This is a genomic window from Amycolatopsis orientalis DSM 40040 = KCTC 9412, from assembly GCF_000478275.1.
GTDB classification, from domain to species: Bacteria; Actinomycetota; Actinomycetes; order Mycobacteriales; family Pseudonocardiaceae; genus Amycolatopsis; species Amycolatopsis orientalis.
Genome location: NZ_ASJB01000055.1, coordinates 18,559 through 35,693 on the forward strand (window position 1 = coordinate 18,559; position 17,135 = coordinate 35,693).

The window sequence follows — 17,135 nt, forward strand, 5'->3', positions numbered from 1 at the left end:
CCCCATGACCAGTGTGCTCGCGGCCGACCCGACCGCTCCTCCCTACGCCGTGGCCGTGACGTGGGCCGGACAGCACGACGCCGCCGTGCTGCTCGAAGGCGGCAAGAAGGCACTCCTCGCCGGAGGCGCGGACGAGACGTTCGCCGGTGTCAAGCACAGTGCCGTCTTCGACTTCGATACCGGGAAGTGGTCGGATCCCCTCCTGCTCGGGACCGCACGGCAGCTGCACGCGCTGACGCCGCTCGCGGGCGGGAAGGCGCTGATCACCGGCGGGATCAGCGCGGCAGGCGGACCCGCGCTGGCCACGGCCGAGTTGTACGACCCGGCCGAGGGCAAATGGCTGCCGGTCGAGAAGCCGATGAAGGCGGGCCGGTGGGGACACAGCGCCGTGACGCTGTCGAACGGCAAGGTCCTGGTCGCGGGCGGCAGCACGCTCCGGCCCGGCGGCAAGGCGATGGCGCTGCGTTCCGCCGAGCTGTTCGATCCCGTCACGAAGACCTGGGAGACGGCGGGTGACATGACCGACGCGCGGACCGGGCATGTCGCGGTGGTCTTGAGCGGTGGCAAAAAGGTGCTGGTCTGCGGAGGGAGCGTGCCGGTCGGGACGGGCGACGACCCGGCACTGGCGTTCTGCGAGATCTACGACTCGACGGCCGCGGCGGGCACCAGCCCCTGGACGGCCGCCGCCACCATGCGCTTTCCCCGGAGCGGGCATACCGCGACGGCCTTGTCCGACACCACCGTGCTCGTCACCGGCGGGAAGGCGCCGGGGGTGACGGCCGAGGGCGCGTTCGACCCGTTCGCCCGCGGCACCACCGAGATCTTCGAACTCACCGGGACGACCGGCGCCTGGCGGGACGCCAAACCGATGTCGGGCGGCCGAGCCCTCCATCGCGCGGTCGCCGTGGGCGGCGGGCGGGTCGTGGTGACCGGCGGCGCCGACGACGTCGCGAACGAAGCGGGCTACCGCAGTGTCCTGCGCTACGAGGCGGGCGAGTGGAAGCCGGTGACGCCGGGGCTGGCCGAGGGACGCTGGGGTTTCGCCGCCGTGGCTTCCGGATCCACCGTGCTTGTCGTCGGCGGCATCGCCAGGACTGGCCTCGCCGCCGCGGCACAGAAGGCCGAATTGGCGGCCACGGCCGAGAAGTTCGGGAGCGGTTCGTGAGCGCGAACGCCTACTCCTTCCTGCCCTGGCTGCGGACCGGGTTGACCACCCGTATCCAGGGTGACGTCGCCGGGCCGCGCGCGACGATCCCGGTCGAGCTGAGACTGACCGGGGACGCGATCGAAGACGGCCCTGTGCCGTACCGGGAAGTCAAGGAATCGGTGCAGCTCTACGGCCCTGGTGACGTGGTCGGCGTCGATCCGCGCGCCATCTCCCGCACGGAACCGAAGCCGGGCATCCCCAACTTCGAACCGAACTACCTGGCGCACATCGAGTTCTACGACGAGGACTTCCTCTGGCGCTACAGTCCGGCGAAACCGGACGACACGACGAAACGGCTGGCTCCCTGGCTCGCGCTGATCGTCCTTTCCGCAGGCGGGGAAACGGGGCCCGCGGAGTTCGAAGACGGTGTCCTGCCGGACAAACCGCTGCCGTTCGTCAAAGTGACGAACCCGCGGGCGCTGCAGCCGTCCGGCGAACTCGGCGCGTGGGCGCACGTCCAGGTCAACGGGGAGCTGGGCGAGCGGCTCGCCCTTGGAGAACCGGCCGAGATGAACGCGGCGCTGGACAGGCTGAGCCGGGTGCTGCGTGAATCGCCCGACAGCGCCTGTTCGCGGCTGCTCTGTCCCCGGCATCTGAAGCCCGCCACGACTTATCACGCCTTCCTGGTGCCCGCCTTCGAAGCGGGCCGTCTGGCCGGACTGGGCGAGCCAGTTCCCGAGGATCTCAAGGCGAGCGTCCCGAGCTGGGGAACGGGAGCCGGTCAGGTCGTTCTGCCGTACTACCACCGCTGGTCCTTCACCACGAGCACGGTCGGTGACTTCGAGTACCTGGTCCGGCTGCTCAAGCCGTACGAGGCGGACGATCCGGTCGGCAGACGTCCCATGGACGCGCACCGCCCGGTGTACGACCTGCCGCCGTTGACCACACCGACCGACCCCCAGGGGGTCCTCAAACTCGGTGGCGCCCTTCAGCTTCCCCGTACCGACAGCCATCCCGACGCATTCGAGAACTGGGACGGCTACCTGACCGAACAGGCGTCGCCCTATCCGAACCACTGGCAGCGGGCGATGGCGAGTTTCGTCAACCTTGCACAGGCCTACCGGCAGCAACCGCCGCCCGCCGCGAACGCCGAAGCCGCCGGGACGGCCGGGGTCGCCGCGGTCGCGGGTGTGACCGATCCGGTGATCACCCCGCCGCTGTACGGCTGCTGGCCGTCGCTGACCCGGACGCTGCTGACCGAGGACGGGCAGCCGGTCCCGGCCGGCCGGCAGCGCAACTGGGTGCACCGGCTCAACCTCGATCCGCGCTACCGCGTCGCCGCGCAGTTCGGCACCAAGGTCGTCCAGGCACGGCAAGAAGAACTCATGGCCTCCGCGTGGAGCCAGCTCGGCGACATCCAGCGGGCCAACGCGCTGATCCGGGCCGGGCAGCTGGCGCGTCAGCTCGGGAACAGCCTGCAGGGCAAGCACCTCGCCCCGACCGCTCCCGCGCGGCCGCCCGGCGCGGCGGCCGCGGACCAGCCGGTTTCGGCGCGGGCGCTGACGTTGACGGCGCCGGTGCACGGACGCGTGGTCGAACGGCGAGCCTCGGCCAGTGCCAGGGCAGCCGCGGCGGAAGAGCCTGAGCTGTTCGCCGTCGGGTACAAAGTGGACAGAAGCCGGGTCACCGCCGCGCCGATGTCCGCGCCGATGCGCCGGATCACCCGGCCGGGATCGCGGCTGAGGAAGCGGCTGTTGCCGACGGGCGCTCAGTTCGACGTGCTGGTGGACCGGATCGACCGGGGAGAGGTCAGTGCGGCGCGGACCAAGGGCGCACCACCGGTCACGGTCGCTACGTTCGGCGTCGACCTTTCCCTCGCGGCGATGGGGGAAGCGGAGGTCGTCGACGACCAGCTCGGCGTGATCGAAGCCATCGACGACATGCTCGACGGCCTGCGGGCGGAGAAGACCCTGCTGGAGAGCCTGGCGGACTCGATGAACCTGCCGGAGCGGCTGCGGCTCGCGATCGGCGAGCTGATCGAGATCCAGGCGTATCCGGTGTTCGACATGCCGATGTACGAAGAGCTGGCGAAATTCTCCGCCGAGACGTTCGTGCCCAATATCGGCCTGCTGCCGGAGAACTCGATCACCCTGCTGGAGAACAACCGGCAATTCATCGAGTCCTACCTGATCGGGCTCAACCACGAAATGGCGAGAGAGCTGCTCTGGCGGGAGTTCCCCACCGATCAGCGGGGGACACCGTTCCGGCAGTTCTGGGATCCGCGACCGGTGCCGCTGAAGCCGGGTGAATCCCGGGAGGCGTGGCGGGAACGGCTGTACGACATCCTGCCGCTGCACCGCTGGAGCAAGACCGCGAAGCTCGGTGAGAACAACCATCGGCGGCAACCGGGCGAGAAACAATTCAAGGACCTCGTCCTCGTGATCCGCGGCGAACTGCTCAAGAAATACCCGAACGTGGCGATCTACGCGCACAAGGCCACCTGGCCGCTGAACAAGGACGGGACGCAGAACAAGACCGGCGAGCGCACTATCCTGCCCATTCCGGCGAACGTCCCGCTCACCGACGACATGGTGCGCCTGCCGATCTACGAAGCCAAGATCTCTCCGGACATCTACCTGCTCGGTTTCCCGTTGGGTGAGGAAGAAGCCCGGTTCGGCGGGGCGGACGGGCTCGGCTGGTTCTTCGTGCTCAAGGAACGTCCCGGTGATCCCCGGTTCGGGCTCGACGAACCACCACCGGGAGCGCTGCCCGAAGTCGAGGTGTGGAACGACGCCACTTGGGGCCATCTCGATCCCGGGACGCCGGGATCCGGGTTCATCCGGTTCGACCGAGGCGTCGAAGTCGGCCTCGACGACTTCAACGGCGACGACGACGATGAGGAAAAGCAGCGGCAGCGCGAAGACGACGTGAACATCACCGAGTGGGCGCCCGACGTCAGTGCCGCCGACGTCGCCTACATCCTTTTCCAGGCACCGGTCCTGGTGGCCGTACACGCACAGGAGATGCTGGCCGATGCCCGACCTCAAACTTGATTTCCCGGTGTTGCTGGGACCGGTCCGGGTGGAGACCCGGTACGTCGGCGACGAACTGCTCATCCGGGTGTTCCCCGACGAATGGTCGATCGACAAGTTCGAAGAGCGCCCCACCCGCGCCGAACTCGCCGCACTGGACGCTTATTGGGTCACGCTCTGGGCCGCCGGCGGCTCGCCGCTCGCGGAGCGGGTCGCGTTCGAACAGCTCTCCACCCGGGTCGCCGCCGGGCGGGCGGCGTGGTTGCTTCAGAAGTACAAGCCCGCCAATCCCGGAGACCGGCCGACCCAGGTCGCCACCGGGACCACGATCCTGGTCGTGGTCACCCCGCGGCCCGTCGCGCAGGAGGATCGTCAGCCGACCGTGACCTACTGGACTTCGGTCTGGAAGGCGCATGGGGACCGCGAAAAGCTGCGGGAGGCGGAAATCGCGTTGCTCGTCGCCGTGGGCGCGATCCGGGCGAAGGCGATCCGGGCGGTGCGTCCGTCCGGATTGGACAGTGCGGCGTCGAGTACGGGCATCTTGGTGACGGTGGCGTTCATGGTACTCCCGCCGCTGCCCGCGGGAGAGATCGCGGAGGAGTCTTGGACGACCGCCGCGAAAGCGAGTCTGCTGCCGGACAAGTTCACGGCCTTCGGCTACGTCGGTGATACGCGGATCTTCACGAAGAGCGGCGGACCGGTCAAAGCCGATCTCGCCGTCAGCCCCGACCCTGCCGAGCCCAGGGAGAAACAGCTCGAAATCAACGAGGAGACCGGGGCGCTGCGAGTTCCGGACGCCTTGAAGTGGCTCACCGAGTTCAAAGCGGCCGAAGACGTCGGGATGGGGATCCGCGTCACGGTGGGGGCCACCTTCGGCACCCTCGATCGGCTCGTCGTGCTCGGTCTCCGTGAGGGGGCCACCCCGCAGAAGTCCGCCGACGACTGGGCGAAGCTGCTCACCGACCAGATCCGCACTCCGGCCGGATTCGGCTTCCTGCCCCAAGGAACGCCGACGAACAACTCGGACCGGGCGGCCGCGGGCCAGGACCCTCGGGCCGAGGCCGAGTCGAAGCTCGCCACGGCCGCCGGATTCGCGGCCGGCGCGACGCAGTGGTGGGAGAAGACCGATGGCGAGTGGTTCGCCGAGCTGCTCGGTCTCGATCCGGCCGTACTGGCCGGGGTGGCGAACGCCGAGGGCGGCGACCGGTGGGAGGCCAGGGCGGCGCATACCGCGTTGTGGCCCGCGACCTGGGGTTACTACCTTCCCGCGTTGCTCAACGGGGTGCTGACCGAGCAGCAGATCGCGCAGACGCGGCAGTTCTTCCTGGAGCACGTGTCCGGTCGCGGACCGCTTCCCGTGGTGAAGATCGGCAGACAGCCGTACGGGATCCTGCCGACGACCGTGTTCTCCAAGCTCGCCTTCCCGCCGACCGCGCCGCACCGCGCGGCACTGAACAACGTGCTGAAGGAGGCATCGCGCGACTGGCACGACGCGCTCCCGAAGGTCCAGTATCTCGACTCGGCCACGGGGGACCCGCACCAGAAGCTGCTGGACATCCTCGCGCTGCACCCGACCTCGGCCGAGTACCACCAGCGGTTCGCCAGGAGCGCCGAAGAGCTGGCCGTCCGGGAGCCGGGGCTCGCCGAGCGGCTGGAGACCGTCCTGAGCGCGCCGATCCGGGACGTACTGGCCAGGTTCGGTCACCGGACCGTCGATCCGGACCCGGAACCCGACCTGCTGCGTCGGGTGTTCGAGGAGCAGGCCCAGCCGATACCGGCGCCGGTCGTCGACGATCGCGAACTGTCCGAAGTGGACCCGATCCGCGACTACGCGCCGGAAGGCAACTACCTGGCTTGGCTGGCCCACTACGGCAAAGAAAATCTGGACAAGGTACGCAAGGAAGAGGGGTTCGACGACAACGTCCCGCCGTCGGCGCTGCTGTACCTGCTGGCACGGCACGCCGTACTGCTCGGCGCCGCCGAGGCCGCCCGAAGGCTCGCTTTGAGCACGCCCGGTGCCGAAGTCGTGCTCGACACGAGCCCCGCCGCCGCGGACCTGTCCGAGCAGATCGAGGCGCTGCGCCTGCTCTCGAAGGTACCGACGGCGCGGCTGGAGCGCGTCTTCGCCGAGCACCTCGACTGTGCCACCTACCGGCTCGACGCCTGGCGCCTCGGGCTCGTCAACGAGCGGCTGGCCGAACTGCGCCGCGATCCCGCCGGTGGCCCGCCGAAACGCGGTCTCCATCTCGGGGCGTACGGCAGGCTGGAGAAGATCGAGCGAGCCGGGACCCCGGCGACGGAACGGCTCCCCGACGGTCTGCCCGCCATCTTCGGTACCGAACCGTTGCCCCACGACGAAAAGAACGGTGGTTACATCCACGCGCCGTCGCCCGCCCACGCGCGTACGGCCGCGGTGCTGCGGGCCGGGTTTCTCGCCAACGGCAAGCAGCGTGCGGACAGTACGTTCGCCGTGAACCTCAGCTCCTCCAGGGTCCGGGTCGCACTGTCCCTTTTGGACGGCATGCGACAAGGTCAGGCACCGGGGGCGCTGCTCGGTTACCGATTCGAACGCGGGTTGCACGACCGCAGAGTCGGGCTCGACGAGGTCATCGCCGGTCTTCGGTTCCACTTCCCCTTGCGGGCGAACAAGATCGCGGAGTCGGTGCCGGATCCGGCCCAGGGGCCGGGGCTGCCGACGAGCGTCGAACAGGTCGAGGCACGCAACGTCATCGACGGGCTCGCTTTCCTTCGTCACGTGGACAAGCTGGACAAGAAAGAGCGGGTGTACCCGTACAAGCTCACCGGTCTCCCGGAGATCACCGATCCCGGCAAGCTCGACGACATCGGCAAAGAGGTCGATGCCCTGCGTGACGCGCAGGACGCTTTGGCGGATCTCATCGTCGCCGAAGGCACGCATCAGGTGCTTCAGGGCAACACCGAACGCGCGTCGGCGACGCTGGACTCCTACGCGAAGGGCGGTGTCCTGCCCGAGCCCGCGGTGGTCGAGACCCCGCGCGGCGGGACCACCCTCACCCATCGGCTGGGCCTGCAGTTCGCCGCCGGCCTCGGACCCGATCACGGCGCGCCGTTGCCGGGCCGGAACAACCCCCGCGCCAGGGCGGAACCGGCGGTCAACGACTGGCTGGCCGACATGCTGCCCGACCCGGGCTCGGTGGCGGCGTCGGTCACCTGGCTCGATCACAAGAACAAGAAGCACGTCCACGTGGTGACCCAGGCGGAGGCCGGACTGCAGGCGATCGACCTGCTGTGGGCGGTGCCGCCGGCGCGGGCGGCGGAGGCCACCGACCTGGACGACCGGATTCTCGGCGTCGTCATCGAGGAGGCGCGCCCGCGACCGGACGCCGAACTCGAAATCCAGTACACGGAACGGGTTTCCGGGAAGGTGAGCTTCTTCGAGTTGTCCCCGCTGATCGGCGCCCTGCGTTCGCTGCTGACGACGGCGAGGCCGCTGCGGCCGACCGATCTGATCCCCGCGGCCGGTACCGCGCGGGTCGAACGCGCGGCCGACGACGCCGTCTCGCTCTCCCGGGAACGCCCCGCCGCGGTTCTGGAATCCCTGACCAGCCTCGGCGAGGACGTCACGGAATTCCTCGCCGATCTCGGTGCGCTGGAACCGGCGGAGGTCGTCGAGCACATCGACGATTTCCTCGCCCGGTACGCGAAACTGGCCAAGGCCGCGGGCGACTTTGGACTGGGTGTCAGCGGCTGGGGAGAACTGTCGCTGTGGCGGGGTGGCGTGTTCGCCCGCGTCCTCGATGCCGTCGCCGAGGTGGTCGCGAGGATGGACCGTGCGCTGAAGGCCGCGGACGTGCTGTTCACCCGGTACGAGAAGCTCCCGTCGTCCGCATCGGACGCGGAGCGGTTCCGGCTGCTGGAAGAGATCGAGCGGTTGCTGGTGATGAAACCGAATCCGCGCGAAACGTCGGTGTTCCGGATGCGGGCGCGGGTGCGTTCGGCCCGCACGACGTTCGAGGCCCGCCTCGGCCGGTTGACCGGGATCGCCGGGACGACCGAGTCGACGCTGAGCGGCCTGCTCGCCGACGTGGCACGCGAACTGCCGCTGACCGACATCGATCCGGCCGGTCTCGACCTCGAACCGTTCGAAGACCAAATCTTCGCCTACGGTGCGGAACTGCTGGCGCGGGCGGGAAAGCTCAAGACCGACCTCATCGGTGACGCCGCCGCGCACAAGGACGGACGGCGGCAGGCCGCGGAAAAGCTCCTGGTTCGTTATGACGAGGTGCCTGCCGGACCGGAGCGGGTCGCCGCCGGGATCGACGCCCTCAAGGCACTGCTCGGGGAAGACGTCTTGGTGGTCCCGGAGTTCACGCCGTCGGAGGAGATGCTCGACCAATGGCGCGACGCGCGGAACGACAGTGAGGCCCTCGTCGAGCACCTGACCGACGATCGGCCGGGCAAACCCGACCGTGACTTCCCGGTGGACGACTGGCTGCACGGGATGGCCAGAGTGCGGGAAAAGCCGCGGCTGTGGGAGAAGACGGTGCACCTCGCCGGCGCGCTGCTCGAACCCGGCGGCCTGCTCGGCACCGGGATCGGGGGCTGGCAGGAGCCGCGGCTGACGCCGGTCCAGCTGCCCTATGCCGAGGACGACCATTGGCTGGCCATGGAATTCTTCGATCCGGCGAAGGTGGGCGATCAGCTGGTCGAGGACCGGTTGCTCTACACCGCGCACTACGCGGCCTCGCTGAACGGTGAACGTCAGTGCGGGCTGCTGCTCGACGAATGGACCGAGGTGGTCCCCGCCGAACGCGAGACGACGGGGATCGCGCTGCATTACGACGGCCCGGACGCCGAGCCGCCGCAGTCGATGCTGCTCGTCGTCCCGCCGGTACTGGAACCGGACGGGAACTGGACCACGGACCTGCTCCTCGAAGCGATCGAGGAGACCTTCGACCTGGCGAAGACGCGGGCCGTGGAACCCGATCACCTCGAAGGCACCGTGCTCGGGCAGTTCCTCCCGGCGACGATGATGTCGGCGGTCCGGGACCAGGCCACGATCAGTACCGACCTCGCCGTCGCCACCCTGCGCTGGAAGGCCACCCGATGACCGGAACCCAGTCCTTCACCGAAGAACTCGCCGCCCCCGCCGTCGGGGTGTGGAACCGGCTGGAAGGCCGCCCCCGCACCACCGGTTTCGACCGCGCCCTGCGAGCCGAGGTCCGGGATCCTTTGTGGATGCTCACCCGGCAGTGGCAGCTGGGGGAGTTCCGCGGGACGGACGCGGGCAGCCCGGTCACCGTGACCTACGCGGTGTCGCCGTCGAGGCCCACCCGGTTCCAGCCGCCCGCCGGGCCTCCGCAGGACCTGGGCACCGATCGTCCACTTGAGACAGTCGCGGAGCGGCGGCGTCCGCAGCTGACGTTCGGTACTCCCGGAACCGAGAAGATCGGCTTCGACCTGAGGCTGGCGATCGGCCGTCACTGGTTCAAGCTGATGGCCGCCGAGCGGCTCCTGCTCGGCAATCTCCTCGGGTTCAGGAACGCCTACATCGAGCGCTATCCCATCACGCTGCCTGATCCGGGGAATCCCGACGACGTCGCGAAGCTGGCGCATCCCGAGGTCTGGTCGATGATGCAGACGGTCGCCGGACGCCGGATGGACGGCTACCTGTTCTATCTGCACCTCAAGGGCGGCGGGCACGCCGAGGACGGCACCGGTCTGCTCGGGCAGCTGCAGAGCGCCCTGCTGCGCAAGCTGGGGGCCCGGCTGGTGCGGTGGTACGAGAACCTGATCGACCGGCCCGTGGCGGAACCGACGGACGCGACCTGGGATCCCGGCCGGTTCGAGCACCGGTTCTCGGTCGCCGCCGGTGTCGAGGGCGGGGGTGAGAAGAAGCTTTCCGCCGAGGAATACCCCGGCGGGACGCTGGAGTGGCACGCGTTCTCGGTCGATCCGGAGAATCCGGTCGGCGGGACGAAACCGCCGGAGCCGACGCTGACCAGGACCGTGTTCCCCGCGCCGGTCCGCTATTCCGGGATGCCCCTGGCACGCTGGTGGGCGCAGGAGGACGGGAAGACCAACTTCGCCGCCGTCCGGCCCGACAGCACCGACCTCGCGCGGCTGGTCTTCCTGGAGTTCGCGCTCGTGTTCTCCAACGACTGGTACCAGGTGCCGTGCGACCTGCCCGCCGGCACGCTCTCCAGGATCCAGGGGCTGGTCGTCACGGACGTCTTCGGGCAGAAGCAGTGGATCACCCCGGCGGGCCGGGGACGGGACGAGGACTGGCGCCGGTGGTCGATGTTCACCCTGGACACCGCCGGTCATGGCGACGTGCGGGCCGACACAGACCTGCTGCTCCCGCCGAGTGTGCCGAAGGTGGCCGAAGGTCCCGCGCTGGAGGAGGTCCTGCTGATCCGCGACGAGACCGCTAACCTGGTCTGGGGTATCGAGCAGACCATCACCACGCCGGTCGGGGAACCGCGGCGGGGAAGCGAGGCGGCCGCGGAGGTCGTCGCGTTCCGGCGGCGCCTGCACGACGCCGTCGCGGCGGCGGCCGGGGAGGATCCGCCGCGGGCGCCGATCTCGTACGTCGCGATGAACAGCGTGCCGGAGCATTGGATCCCGTTCATCCCGGTGCACGCGCCCGGGGACAACCGCGAGATCCGGTTGCAGCGCGCGGCGATGCCGGACGTCGTGGACCGGCGGCCGGTGAAACCGCGGACGACGTTGCTGCGGCCGGGTCTCGACGATCTCCCGGCCGGTCAGAAGCCGCAGTACTACGTCAACGAGGAGGAGGTACCCCGCGCGGGCACGCGGCTTTCGGTCGCCTACAACCGGACGCGCTGGCGCGACGGCCGCGTCGTCGTCTGGCTCAGTGTGCGGCGCGGTGTCGGCCGGGGCGAGGGCTCCAGCGGGCTGGCCTTCGACCTCCTGGAGGACACGCCGCCGCCTCCGGCGCCGTGATCACCCGCGAGAGCTGAAGGGGACTTTCCCCGCATCTCATGCGGTGAAGGGAGCTTTCCCCGCATGAGATGCGGGGAAAGCTCCCTTCAGCTCGCAGCGGAGCCGCGGTTCCAGTGGGTCAGCCGTTGGCGGCGATGTCCGCGAGGACTGCGGCGATCGTGCGGACCGGGACGCCGGTGCCGCCCTTGCCGGTGTAGCCCCACGGCCCGGCGGTGTTGAACGACGGGCCCGCGATGTCGATGTGCGCCCAGGGCAGGCCGTCGGCGACGAACTCGCGCAGGAAGATGCCCGCGGCGAGCATGCCGCCCCAGCGGTGCCCGGTGACGTTGGCCAGGTCGGCCAGACGCGAGTCGAGGTCGGCGCGCAGTTCCTCCGGCAGCGGCATGGCCCAGCCGCCCTCGCCGGTCGCCTGCGCGATCGAAGCGACCCGGTCGCGGAACTCGTCCGAGCCCATGACACCGGCGGTGCGGCTGCCCAGCGCGACGAGCTGCGCGCCGGTCAGCGTCGAGGTCTCGATCAGGTAGTCGGGGTTCTCCTCGCCCGCGCGCACGATCGCGTCGGCCAGCACGAGGCGGCCTTCGGCGTCGGTGTTGAGCACCTCGACGGTCTTGCCGCCGTACATGCTGAGCACGTCGCCCGGCCGGTACGCGGTGGCCGAGGGCAGGTTCTCCGCCAGCGGGATGTGCGCGACGACCTCGAGCGGGTACTTCAGCTTCGCGGCCAGCACCACGGAGGCGAGCACGGCGGCCGCGCCCGACATGTCCGAGGTCATGTGGTCCATGTTCGCGGCGGGCTTGATCGAGATGCCGCCCGAGTCGAAGGTGATGCCCTTGCCGACCAGCGCGACCTTCTTCGCCGCCTTCGCGGGCTTGTAGGCCAGACGCAGCAGGCGCGGCTGGCGCGAGGAACCGCCGCCGACGCCGAGGATGCCGCCGAAGCCCTTGCGCTTCAGCGCCTTCTCGTCAAGGACCTCGAACTCGAGGCCGTTCGCCTCGGCCAGCGTCTTCGCGCGGTCGGCGAAGGAGGCCGGGAACAGGTCGTTCGGCGGGGTGTTGATCAGGTCGCGGGCGATGATCACCGACTCCGCGATGAGACCGGCGGCCTTCAGCGTCGCCTTGTGGTCCTTGGCGGTGCCCTCTTCGGGGCTCACGAAGTCCACCTTGGCGACCGGGCCGTCGCCCTTCTCCGAGCGGTACTCGGTGAAGCTGTACGCGCCGAGCGCGGTGCCCTCGACGGCGGCCTGCAGGTCGATCGCCGACAGCGTGACGAACGCGCGCTCGGTGCCGCTCAGCGCCCGCGCGGCGGCACCGGCACCCCGGCGGACCTGCTCGGCGGTGACGCCGTCCGCGCCCGCCTTGCCGAGGCCGACGGCCAGCACGACACCGGCGGACAGCTTGCCCAGCGTCGGCACCTTGACGACCTCGTCGGCCTTGCCGGACGCGCCGAGCGTGCCGAGGACCTCGGCGAGCTTGCCGTCGAAGGCGGCGTCGGCAACGGAGGAACCGGCGGCGAGCGCCAGACCGTCCTCGCCCTGCAAGGTGCCGACGACGACGACATCGGCGCGCGTCTTGGCAAGCGCCGCTTCGGCGTTCTCGGTCAGGGCAAGCTTCGGCACGGTCACTTCTGGCTCCTCGCGCGTTCGCGGTGGGTACCGGGCGGCCGCCCGGTCGGATCGTGAGCCATGCTAATGACAGTCGGACCTGGGGTAACAGCGGGGCCGACCGGATAACTGGATGTTCTGGAAGGGAGACGGCGTGCGACTGGCTGGCGGTCTGCTCATCGCGCTCGCGGTGGGCACCTCCGGAGCGGACTACTGGGTGCTGCTCGCCGCCGTGGTCGCGGTCCTGTGCGCCGTGGCGGCGGAGGCGCTGCTGCCGCCGCTGGGGGAGTCGCGGCCGGAGCGGATCTCGGGCTCCGTTTCACGGCTGGGCCTGGTCCTGGTCTTCGCGACGACGTTCGGTCACTACCTCTTCCCGTCGGCGCCGGGAGCGGCCGCCGCGGTGTTCGCCGTGGTGGTGACCGTCGCCGATCTCGCCGGGGTCCGCCTCGGCGACTACGCCGCCCGCTGGGTCACCGGCCTGCTGCTGGCCGCGGCCGTCTCCCTGATCGCGATCTGCGTCGGCATCCCGCCGTTGGCGCAGTTCATCGCGCCGGACCCGCCGTCCGTGCCGGGGCTCGGTCTCGCCGTGCTGGTCCTGCTGCCGTTCCTGACACCTCGCCGTCCCGGCGCGGGCCGCGCGGCCGCGGTGGGTGCCGTGGCCGTGGCGATCATCGCCGTCGCCCTCTACCAGCTGGGGCCGATCCGGATGGGTCTTTCGGCGACGTCGTTCCGCGAACTCCTCGCCGCCGCCGACGCGGTCTCGCTGCTGCCGGTGCTGACCGTGGTGGTCGCGCTGGCGACCGTGCCCGTCGCGGTGGACGCCTTCACCGACGGCCGCGAGCGGCTTTCCCCGGAACGTCCGAAGGCGACACTCGCTTGTGGACTGATCGTGGCCGTCGCCGCGGCCTTCGCTGGGCCGGTCGTGGCCCTCGGGCTCGCGGGAGTGGGAACGCTCACCGAACTGGTTCTGCGGGTCCGTGCCCGTCGGTACCGTGCAAGGCGTGCGTGATCCCTTCTGGACCCCGGGCGACACGGTCGTCGAACGGTTCCTGCGACCGGACGGCTCGATCGGCCAGCATCATCCGCTGCGCGTCATCTCCGACGACGGCACCGTGCTGCTCGGCTGGCTGCCCGCGGACACCCCGATCATCGGCAGCAGACTGGCCGACGGACGGCTCTTCCGAGAGGCTCCCCTGGAGGAACGGTTCCGGGTGCCGAGGGTGCGCGTCGCCGACTTCTGGCGCGACACCTCGACCCTGCGCCGGATCGCCGACGACGAATGGTCGTCGGTCTGGTGGTTCTTCGACGCCGCCGGGCACTTCCTGAACTGGTACGTCAACCTCGAGGTCCCGCTGGGGCGCACGGCGACCGGGCCGGACCGGATCGACGGCATCCTCGACGTCGCCGTCGAACCCGGCGGGCGCTGGCAGTGGAAGGACGAGGACGAGGCCGAGGAGGCCGTCCTCGCCGGCCGCATCACCGCCGGGCAGCTGGAGCGGCTACGGGCCGAGGGCGAGCGGATCGGGGCGCTCGCGGACGCCGGCCGGTTCCCCTTCGACGGGACGTGGACCGACTTCCGGCCGGAGCCGGACTGGCCGGCGCCGGGCCTCCCCGACGGGTTGCTCTAGCTCACCTGGAGGAGCAGGAGCAGCACGAGCACGACGTTGAGCACCGTGAGGATGACCACCGACTTCGTGCCCAGCTCGCGCGGGAACACCCTGCCGTGGATGCTCTTCCACCAGAAGATGCCGAAACCGCCGGCGATCAGGCCGAGGAACGCGCCGAAGCCGCTGTCCAGCAGGGCCCAGCCGTCCATCATCAGCACGCCGGTGCCGAAGGTCAGCAGTACCGCGGTCGCGAACGTCTTGATGTCGGCCCCCGTGCCGGAGGCGGCGGGCTTGGCCGGGTGAGCGGGCTGCATCGGGTTTAACGTCACGCCGCCATCCTAGGGGCGAAGGCCCTCCCGTGTTCGTCCCGACGGACAGATCGCGGGAGGTAAAGATATGCGGACGTCCGACTAACGAGGGTCCGACCAAGCGTTATCGTCTTAGCCATGACGACCTCGACGCAGTTCACCCACCTCCCGCACCCGAGCCCCGCGAGCCCGGAACGCGTCGCGGACGTATTGGCCGCACCCGGCTTCGGGCTGCACTTCACCGACCACATGGTGACCGTGAAATGGACCGCCGAGCAGGGCTGGCACGACGCGACCGTGGGGCCGTACGCGCCCTTCACGCTCGACCCGGCGACCTCGGTGCTGCACTACGGTCAGGCGATCTTCGAAGGCCTCAAAGCCTACCGCCAGCCGGACGGGACGATCGCCGCGTTCCGGCCCGACGCGAACGCGGTCCGCTTCCGTAACTCGGCCGAGCGACTGGCGATGCCACAGCTGCCGGTGGAGGTCTTCCTCGACTCGATCCGCGAGCTGATCGCGGTCGACTCCCGCTGGGTCCCCACGAAGCCGGGCGAGTCGCTGTACCTGCGGCCCTTCATGATCTCCACCGAGGCAGGCCTCGGCGTCAACCGCCCCGCGAACGAGTACCTCTACGCCCTGATCGGCTCGCCCGCCGGCTCGTACTTCGCCGGCGGCGTCAAGCCGGTGAGCGTGTGGCTCTCGACCGAGTACGTCCGCGCTGTCCCCGGCGGCACCGGCGAGGCGAAGTGCGCCGGCAACTACGCGGCGTCGTTCGTGGCGCAGGCGCAGGCTGTGGAGAAGGGCTGCGACCAGGTCGTGTGGCTCGACGCCGTCGAGCGGCGCTGGGTCGAGGAGATGGGCGGGATGAACCTGTTCTTCGTCTTCGGCTCCGGCGACGAGGCCCGTGTCGTGACCCCGGAACTGACCGGTTCCCTGCTGCCGGGGGTGACCCGCAAGTCGCTGCTGGAGCTGGCGAAGTCGTTCGGGCACCAGGTCGAGGAGCGGCGCGTCTCCACCGACGAGTGGGAGAAGGCCGCCGCTTCTGGCGAGCTGACCGAGGTGTTCGCCTGCGGGACCGCGGCGGTCATCACGCCGGTCGGGCACGTGAAGCACGCGGGCGGCGAGTTCTCCGTGGCCGGCGGGCAGCCCGGTGAGCTGACGATGAAGCTGCGCGGCGCGCTGACCGGCATCCAGGAGGGCACCCGGCCCGCCCCGGAAGGGTGGATGTACCCGCTGGGCTGAGTTCGCGCCTTCCGGCCCCTGCGCGCGCCATGAAAGGTCCTTTCCTTGCGAAATTCGCAAGGAAAGGACCTTTCATGGCACTTGAGGGGGTGGGCCGGCCCCGCATCCAGAGGACTAAATGCGGAAGACGAGGGAGCGTCAGGTGGCGGGCGCCTCGATCAGCGGACCGCTCACCCCCGCCTGCTCGTGCGTGGCCATCTCCGCGAGCACCCGCGTGGCCATGAACACCAGCGGCAGCGCCGCGACCGCGCCGGTCCCCTCACCGAGGCGGACGTCCAGGTCGAGGATCGGGTCCAGGTCGAGGTGCTCCAGCGCCAGCGCGTGCGCGGGTTCGCCGCCGCGCTGACCGGCGGTCCACCATTGCCGCGCGCCGGGGACGAGTTCCTCGGCGACCAGTGCCGCCGCGCAGGCGACCAGGCCGTCCAGGATCACGGGTGTCTTCCGGAGCGAGGCCTGCGCGAGGAACCCGGTCATCGCGGCGATGTCGGCGCCCGCGGCGGTGCGCAGCAGCGCGACCGGGTCGGCCAGCACCGCCCTCGCCCGCCGCAGCGCGTCGCGGACCGCGGTGGCCTTGCGCATCCAAGCGTTGTCGTCGATCCCGGAACCGCGGCCGACGACGGCCACCGGTTCGCTGCCGGTCAGCGCCGCGACCAGTACCGAGGCCGGGGTGCTGTTCCCGATCCCGAGGTCGCCCGCGATCAGCAGATCCGCCCCGCCGTCGACCTCGGCGTCGGCGATCGCCCGGCCCGCGCGGACGGCGGCGCGGGCCTCGGCGTCGGTCAGCGCGTCCTCGACGTCGATCGAGCCGGATCCGCGCCGCACCTTGAACTCGCCGATCGACCGGGTCGCGGGGGCGTCGCTGTCCACGGCCATGTCGATGACCCGGACACTCGCGCCCGCCGAGGCCGCCAGCACGTTGATGGCCGCGCCGCCGGTCAGCATGCTGCCGACCAGTTGCGCGGTGACCTCGCCCGGATAGGCCGAGACACCCTTCGCGGCGACGCCGTGGTCTCCGGCGAACACCACGACCCGGGGCCGGGTGAAGGGCCGCGGCGGCGACTGGCCCTGGCAGGCCGCGACCCACACGCCCAGTTCTTCGAGCCTGCCCAGCGACCCCGCCGGCTTGATCAGTTTCGAATGCAGGGCGATCGCCGCCGAGCGTGCGTGTTCATCAGGCTGCTCGACTTCGGCGAATTCGAGGATATCGTCGTCCAACGCCCTGCCCCTTCGGATCGCTTCGGTGGCCGCGCCCAA

At 70.3% G+C, this 17,135-nt stretch carries 10 protein-coding genes; 7 read left to right on the top strand and 3 right to left on the bottom strand.

Going from position 1 to position 17,135, the window contains the following annotated elements; genetic code table 11:
- The first annotated feature begins 4 nt into the window (after positions 1 to 4).
- From L324_RS17870 to L324_RS17885, 4 genes are read left to right on the top strand one after another with little or no spacing between them, the layout of a single operon-like run.
- The gene (locus L324_RS17870) at positions 5 to 1,165 is read left to right on the top strand and encodes a Kelch repeat-containing protein (RefSeq protein WP_051173957.1); all 1,161 of its coding nucleotides are present in this window, start codon (positions 5 to 7) and stop codon (positions 1,163 to 1,165) included.
- The gene (locus L324_RS17875) at positions 1,162 to 4,200 is read left to right on the top strand and encodes a hypothetical protein (protein ID WP_037309319.1); all 3,039 of its coding nucleotides are present in this window, start codon (positions 1,162 to 1,164) and stop codon (positions 4,198 to 4,200) included. Before L324_RS17870 ends, L324_RS17875 begins: the two co-directional genes overlap by 4 nt.
- Positions 4,181 to 9,268 carry a hypothetical protein gene (locus tag L324_RS17880; RefSeq protein WP_037309321.1) on the top strand — a complete coding sequence of 1,696 codons (5,088 nt, stop codon included), beginning with the start codon at positions 4,181 to 4,183 and terminating at the stop codon, positions 9,266 to 9,268. The genes L324_RS17875 and L324_RS17880 overlap by 20 nt, the downstream gene beginning before the upstream one ends.
- On the top strand, positions 9,265 to 11,124 hold the full coding sequence (locus tag L324_RS17885; protein ID WP_037309324.1) for a hypothetical protein: 1,860 nt from the start codon (positions 9,265 to 9,267) through the stop codon (positions 11,122 to 11,124). Before L324_RS17880 ends, L324_RS17885 begins: the two co-directional genes overlap by 4 nt.
- A 118-nt stretch (positions 11,125 to 11,242) precedes the next feature.
- Here L324_RS17885 and L324_RS17890 read toward each other — a convergent pair whose 3' ends face one another.
- Complete coding sequence (locus tag L324_RS17890) at positions 11,243 to 12,745, bottom strand: leucyl aminopeptidase (RefSeq protein ID WP_037309327.1); 1,503 nt, start codon at positions 12,743 to 12,745, stop codon at positions 11,243 to 11,245.
- Positions 12,746 to 12,878: 133 nt separating this feature from the next.
- On the opposite strand from L324_RS17890, the gene L324_RS17895 reads away from it, so the two are divergent.
- Together L324_RS17895 and L324_RS17900 are read left to right on the top strand one after the other, a co-directional pair.
- The gene (locus tag L324_RS17895; protein ID WP_037309686.1) at positions 12,879 to 13,733 is read left to right on the top strand and encodes a hypothetical protein; all 855 of its coding nucleotides are present in this window, start codon (positions 12,879 to 12,881) and stop codon (positions 13,731 to 13,733) included.
- Entirely contained in the window at positions 13,726 to 14,352 is a 627-nt protein-coding gene (locus L324_RS17900) for a ribonuclease FAU-1 family protein (protein ID WP_037309689.1), read from the top strand. Before L324_RS17895 ends, L324_RS17900 begins: the two co-directional genes overlap by 8 nt.
- Here the strand turns inward: L324_RS17900 and L324_RS17905 are convergent.
- Positions 14,349 to 14,660: a hypothetical protein gene (locus L324_RS17905; protein ID WP_037309330.1), complete on the bottom strand. Its 312-nt coding sequence runs from the start codon at positions 14,658 to 14,660 to the stop codon at positions 14,349 to 14,351. The genes L324_RS17900 and L324_RS17905 overlap by 4 nt on opposite strands.
- Before the next feature lie 117 nt (positions 14,661 to 14,777).
- On the opposite strand from L324_RS17905, the gene L324_RS17910 reads away from it, so the two are divergent.
- Entirely contained in the window at positions 14,778 to 15,881 is a 1,104-nt protein-coding gene (locus tag L324_RS17910) for a branched-chain amino acid aminotransferase (RefSeq protein ID WP_037309332.1), read from the top strand.
- Positions 15,882 to 16,019: 138 nt separating this feature from the next.
- Here the strand turns inward: L324_RS17910 and cobT are convergent, their stop codons facing one another.
- Positions 16,020 to 17,096, bottom strand: coding sequence for a nicotinate-nucleotide--dimethylbenzimidazole phosphoribosyltransferase (cobT, locus tag L324_RS17915; RefSeq protein WP_037309335.1), 1,077 nt, complete (start codon positions 17,094 to 17,096; stop codon positions 16,020 to 16,022).
- Positions 17,097 to 17,135: the final 39 nt, after the last annotated feature.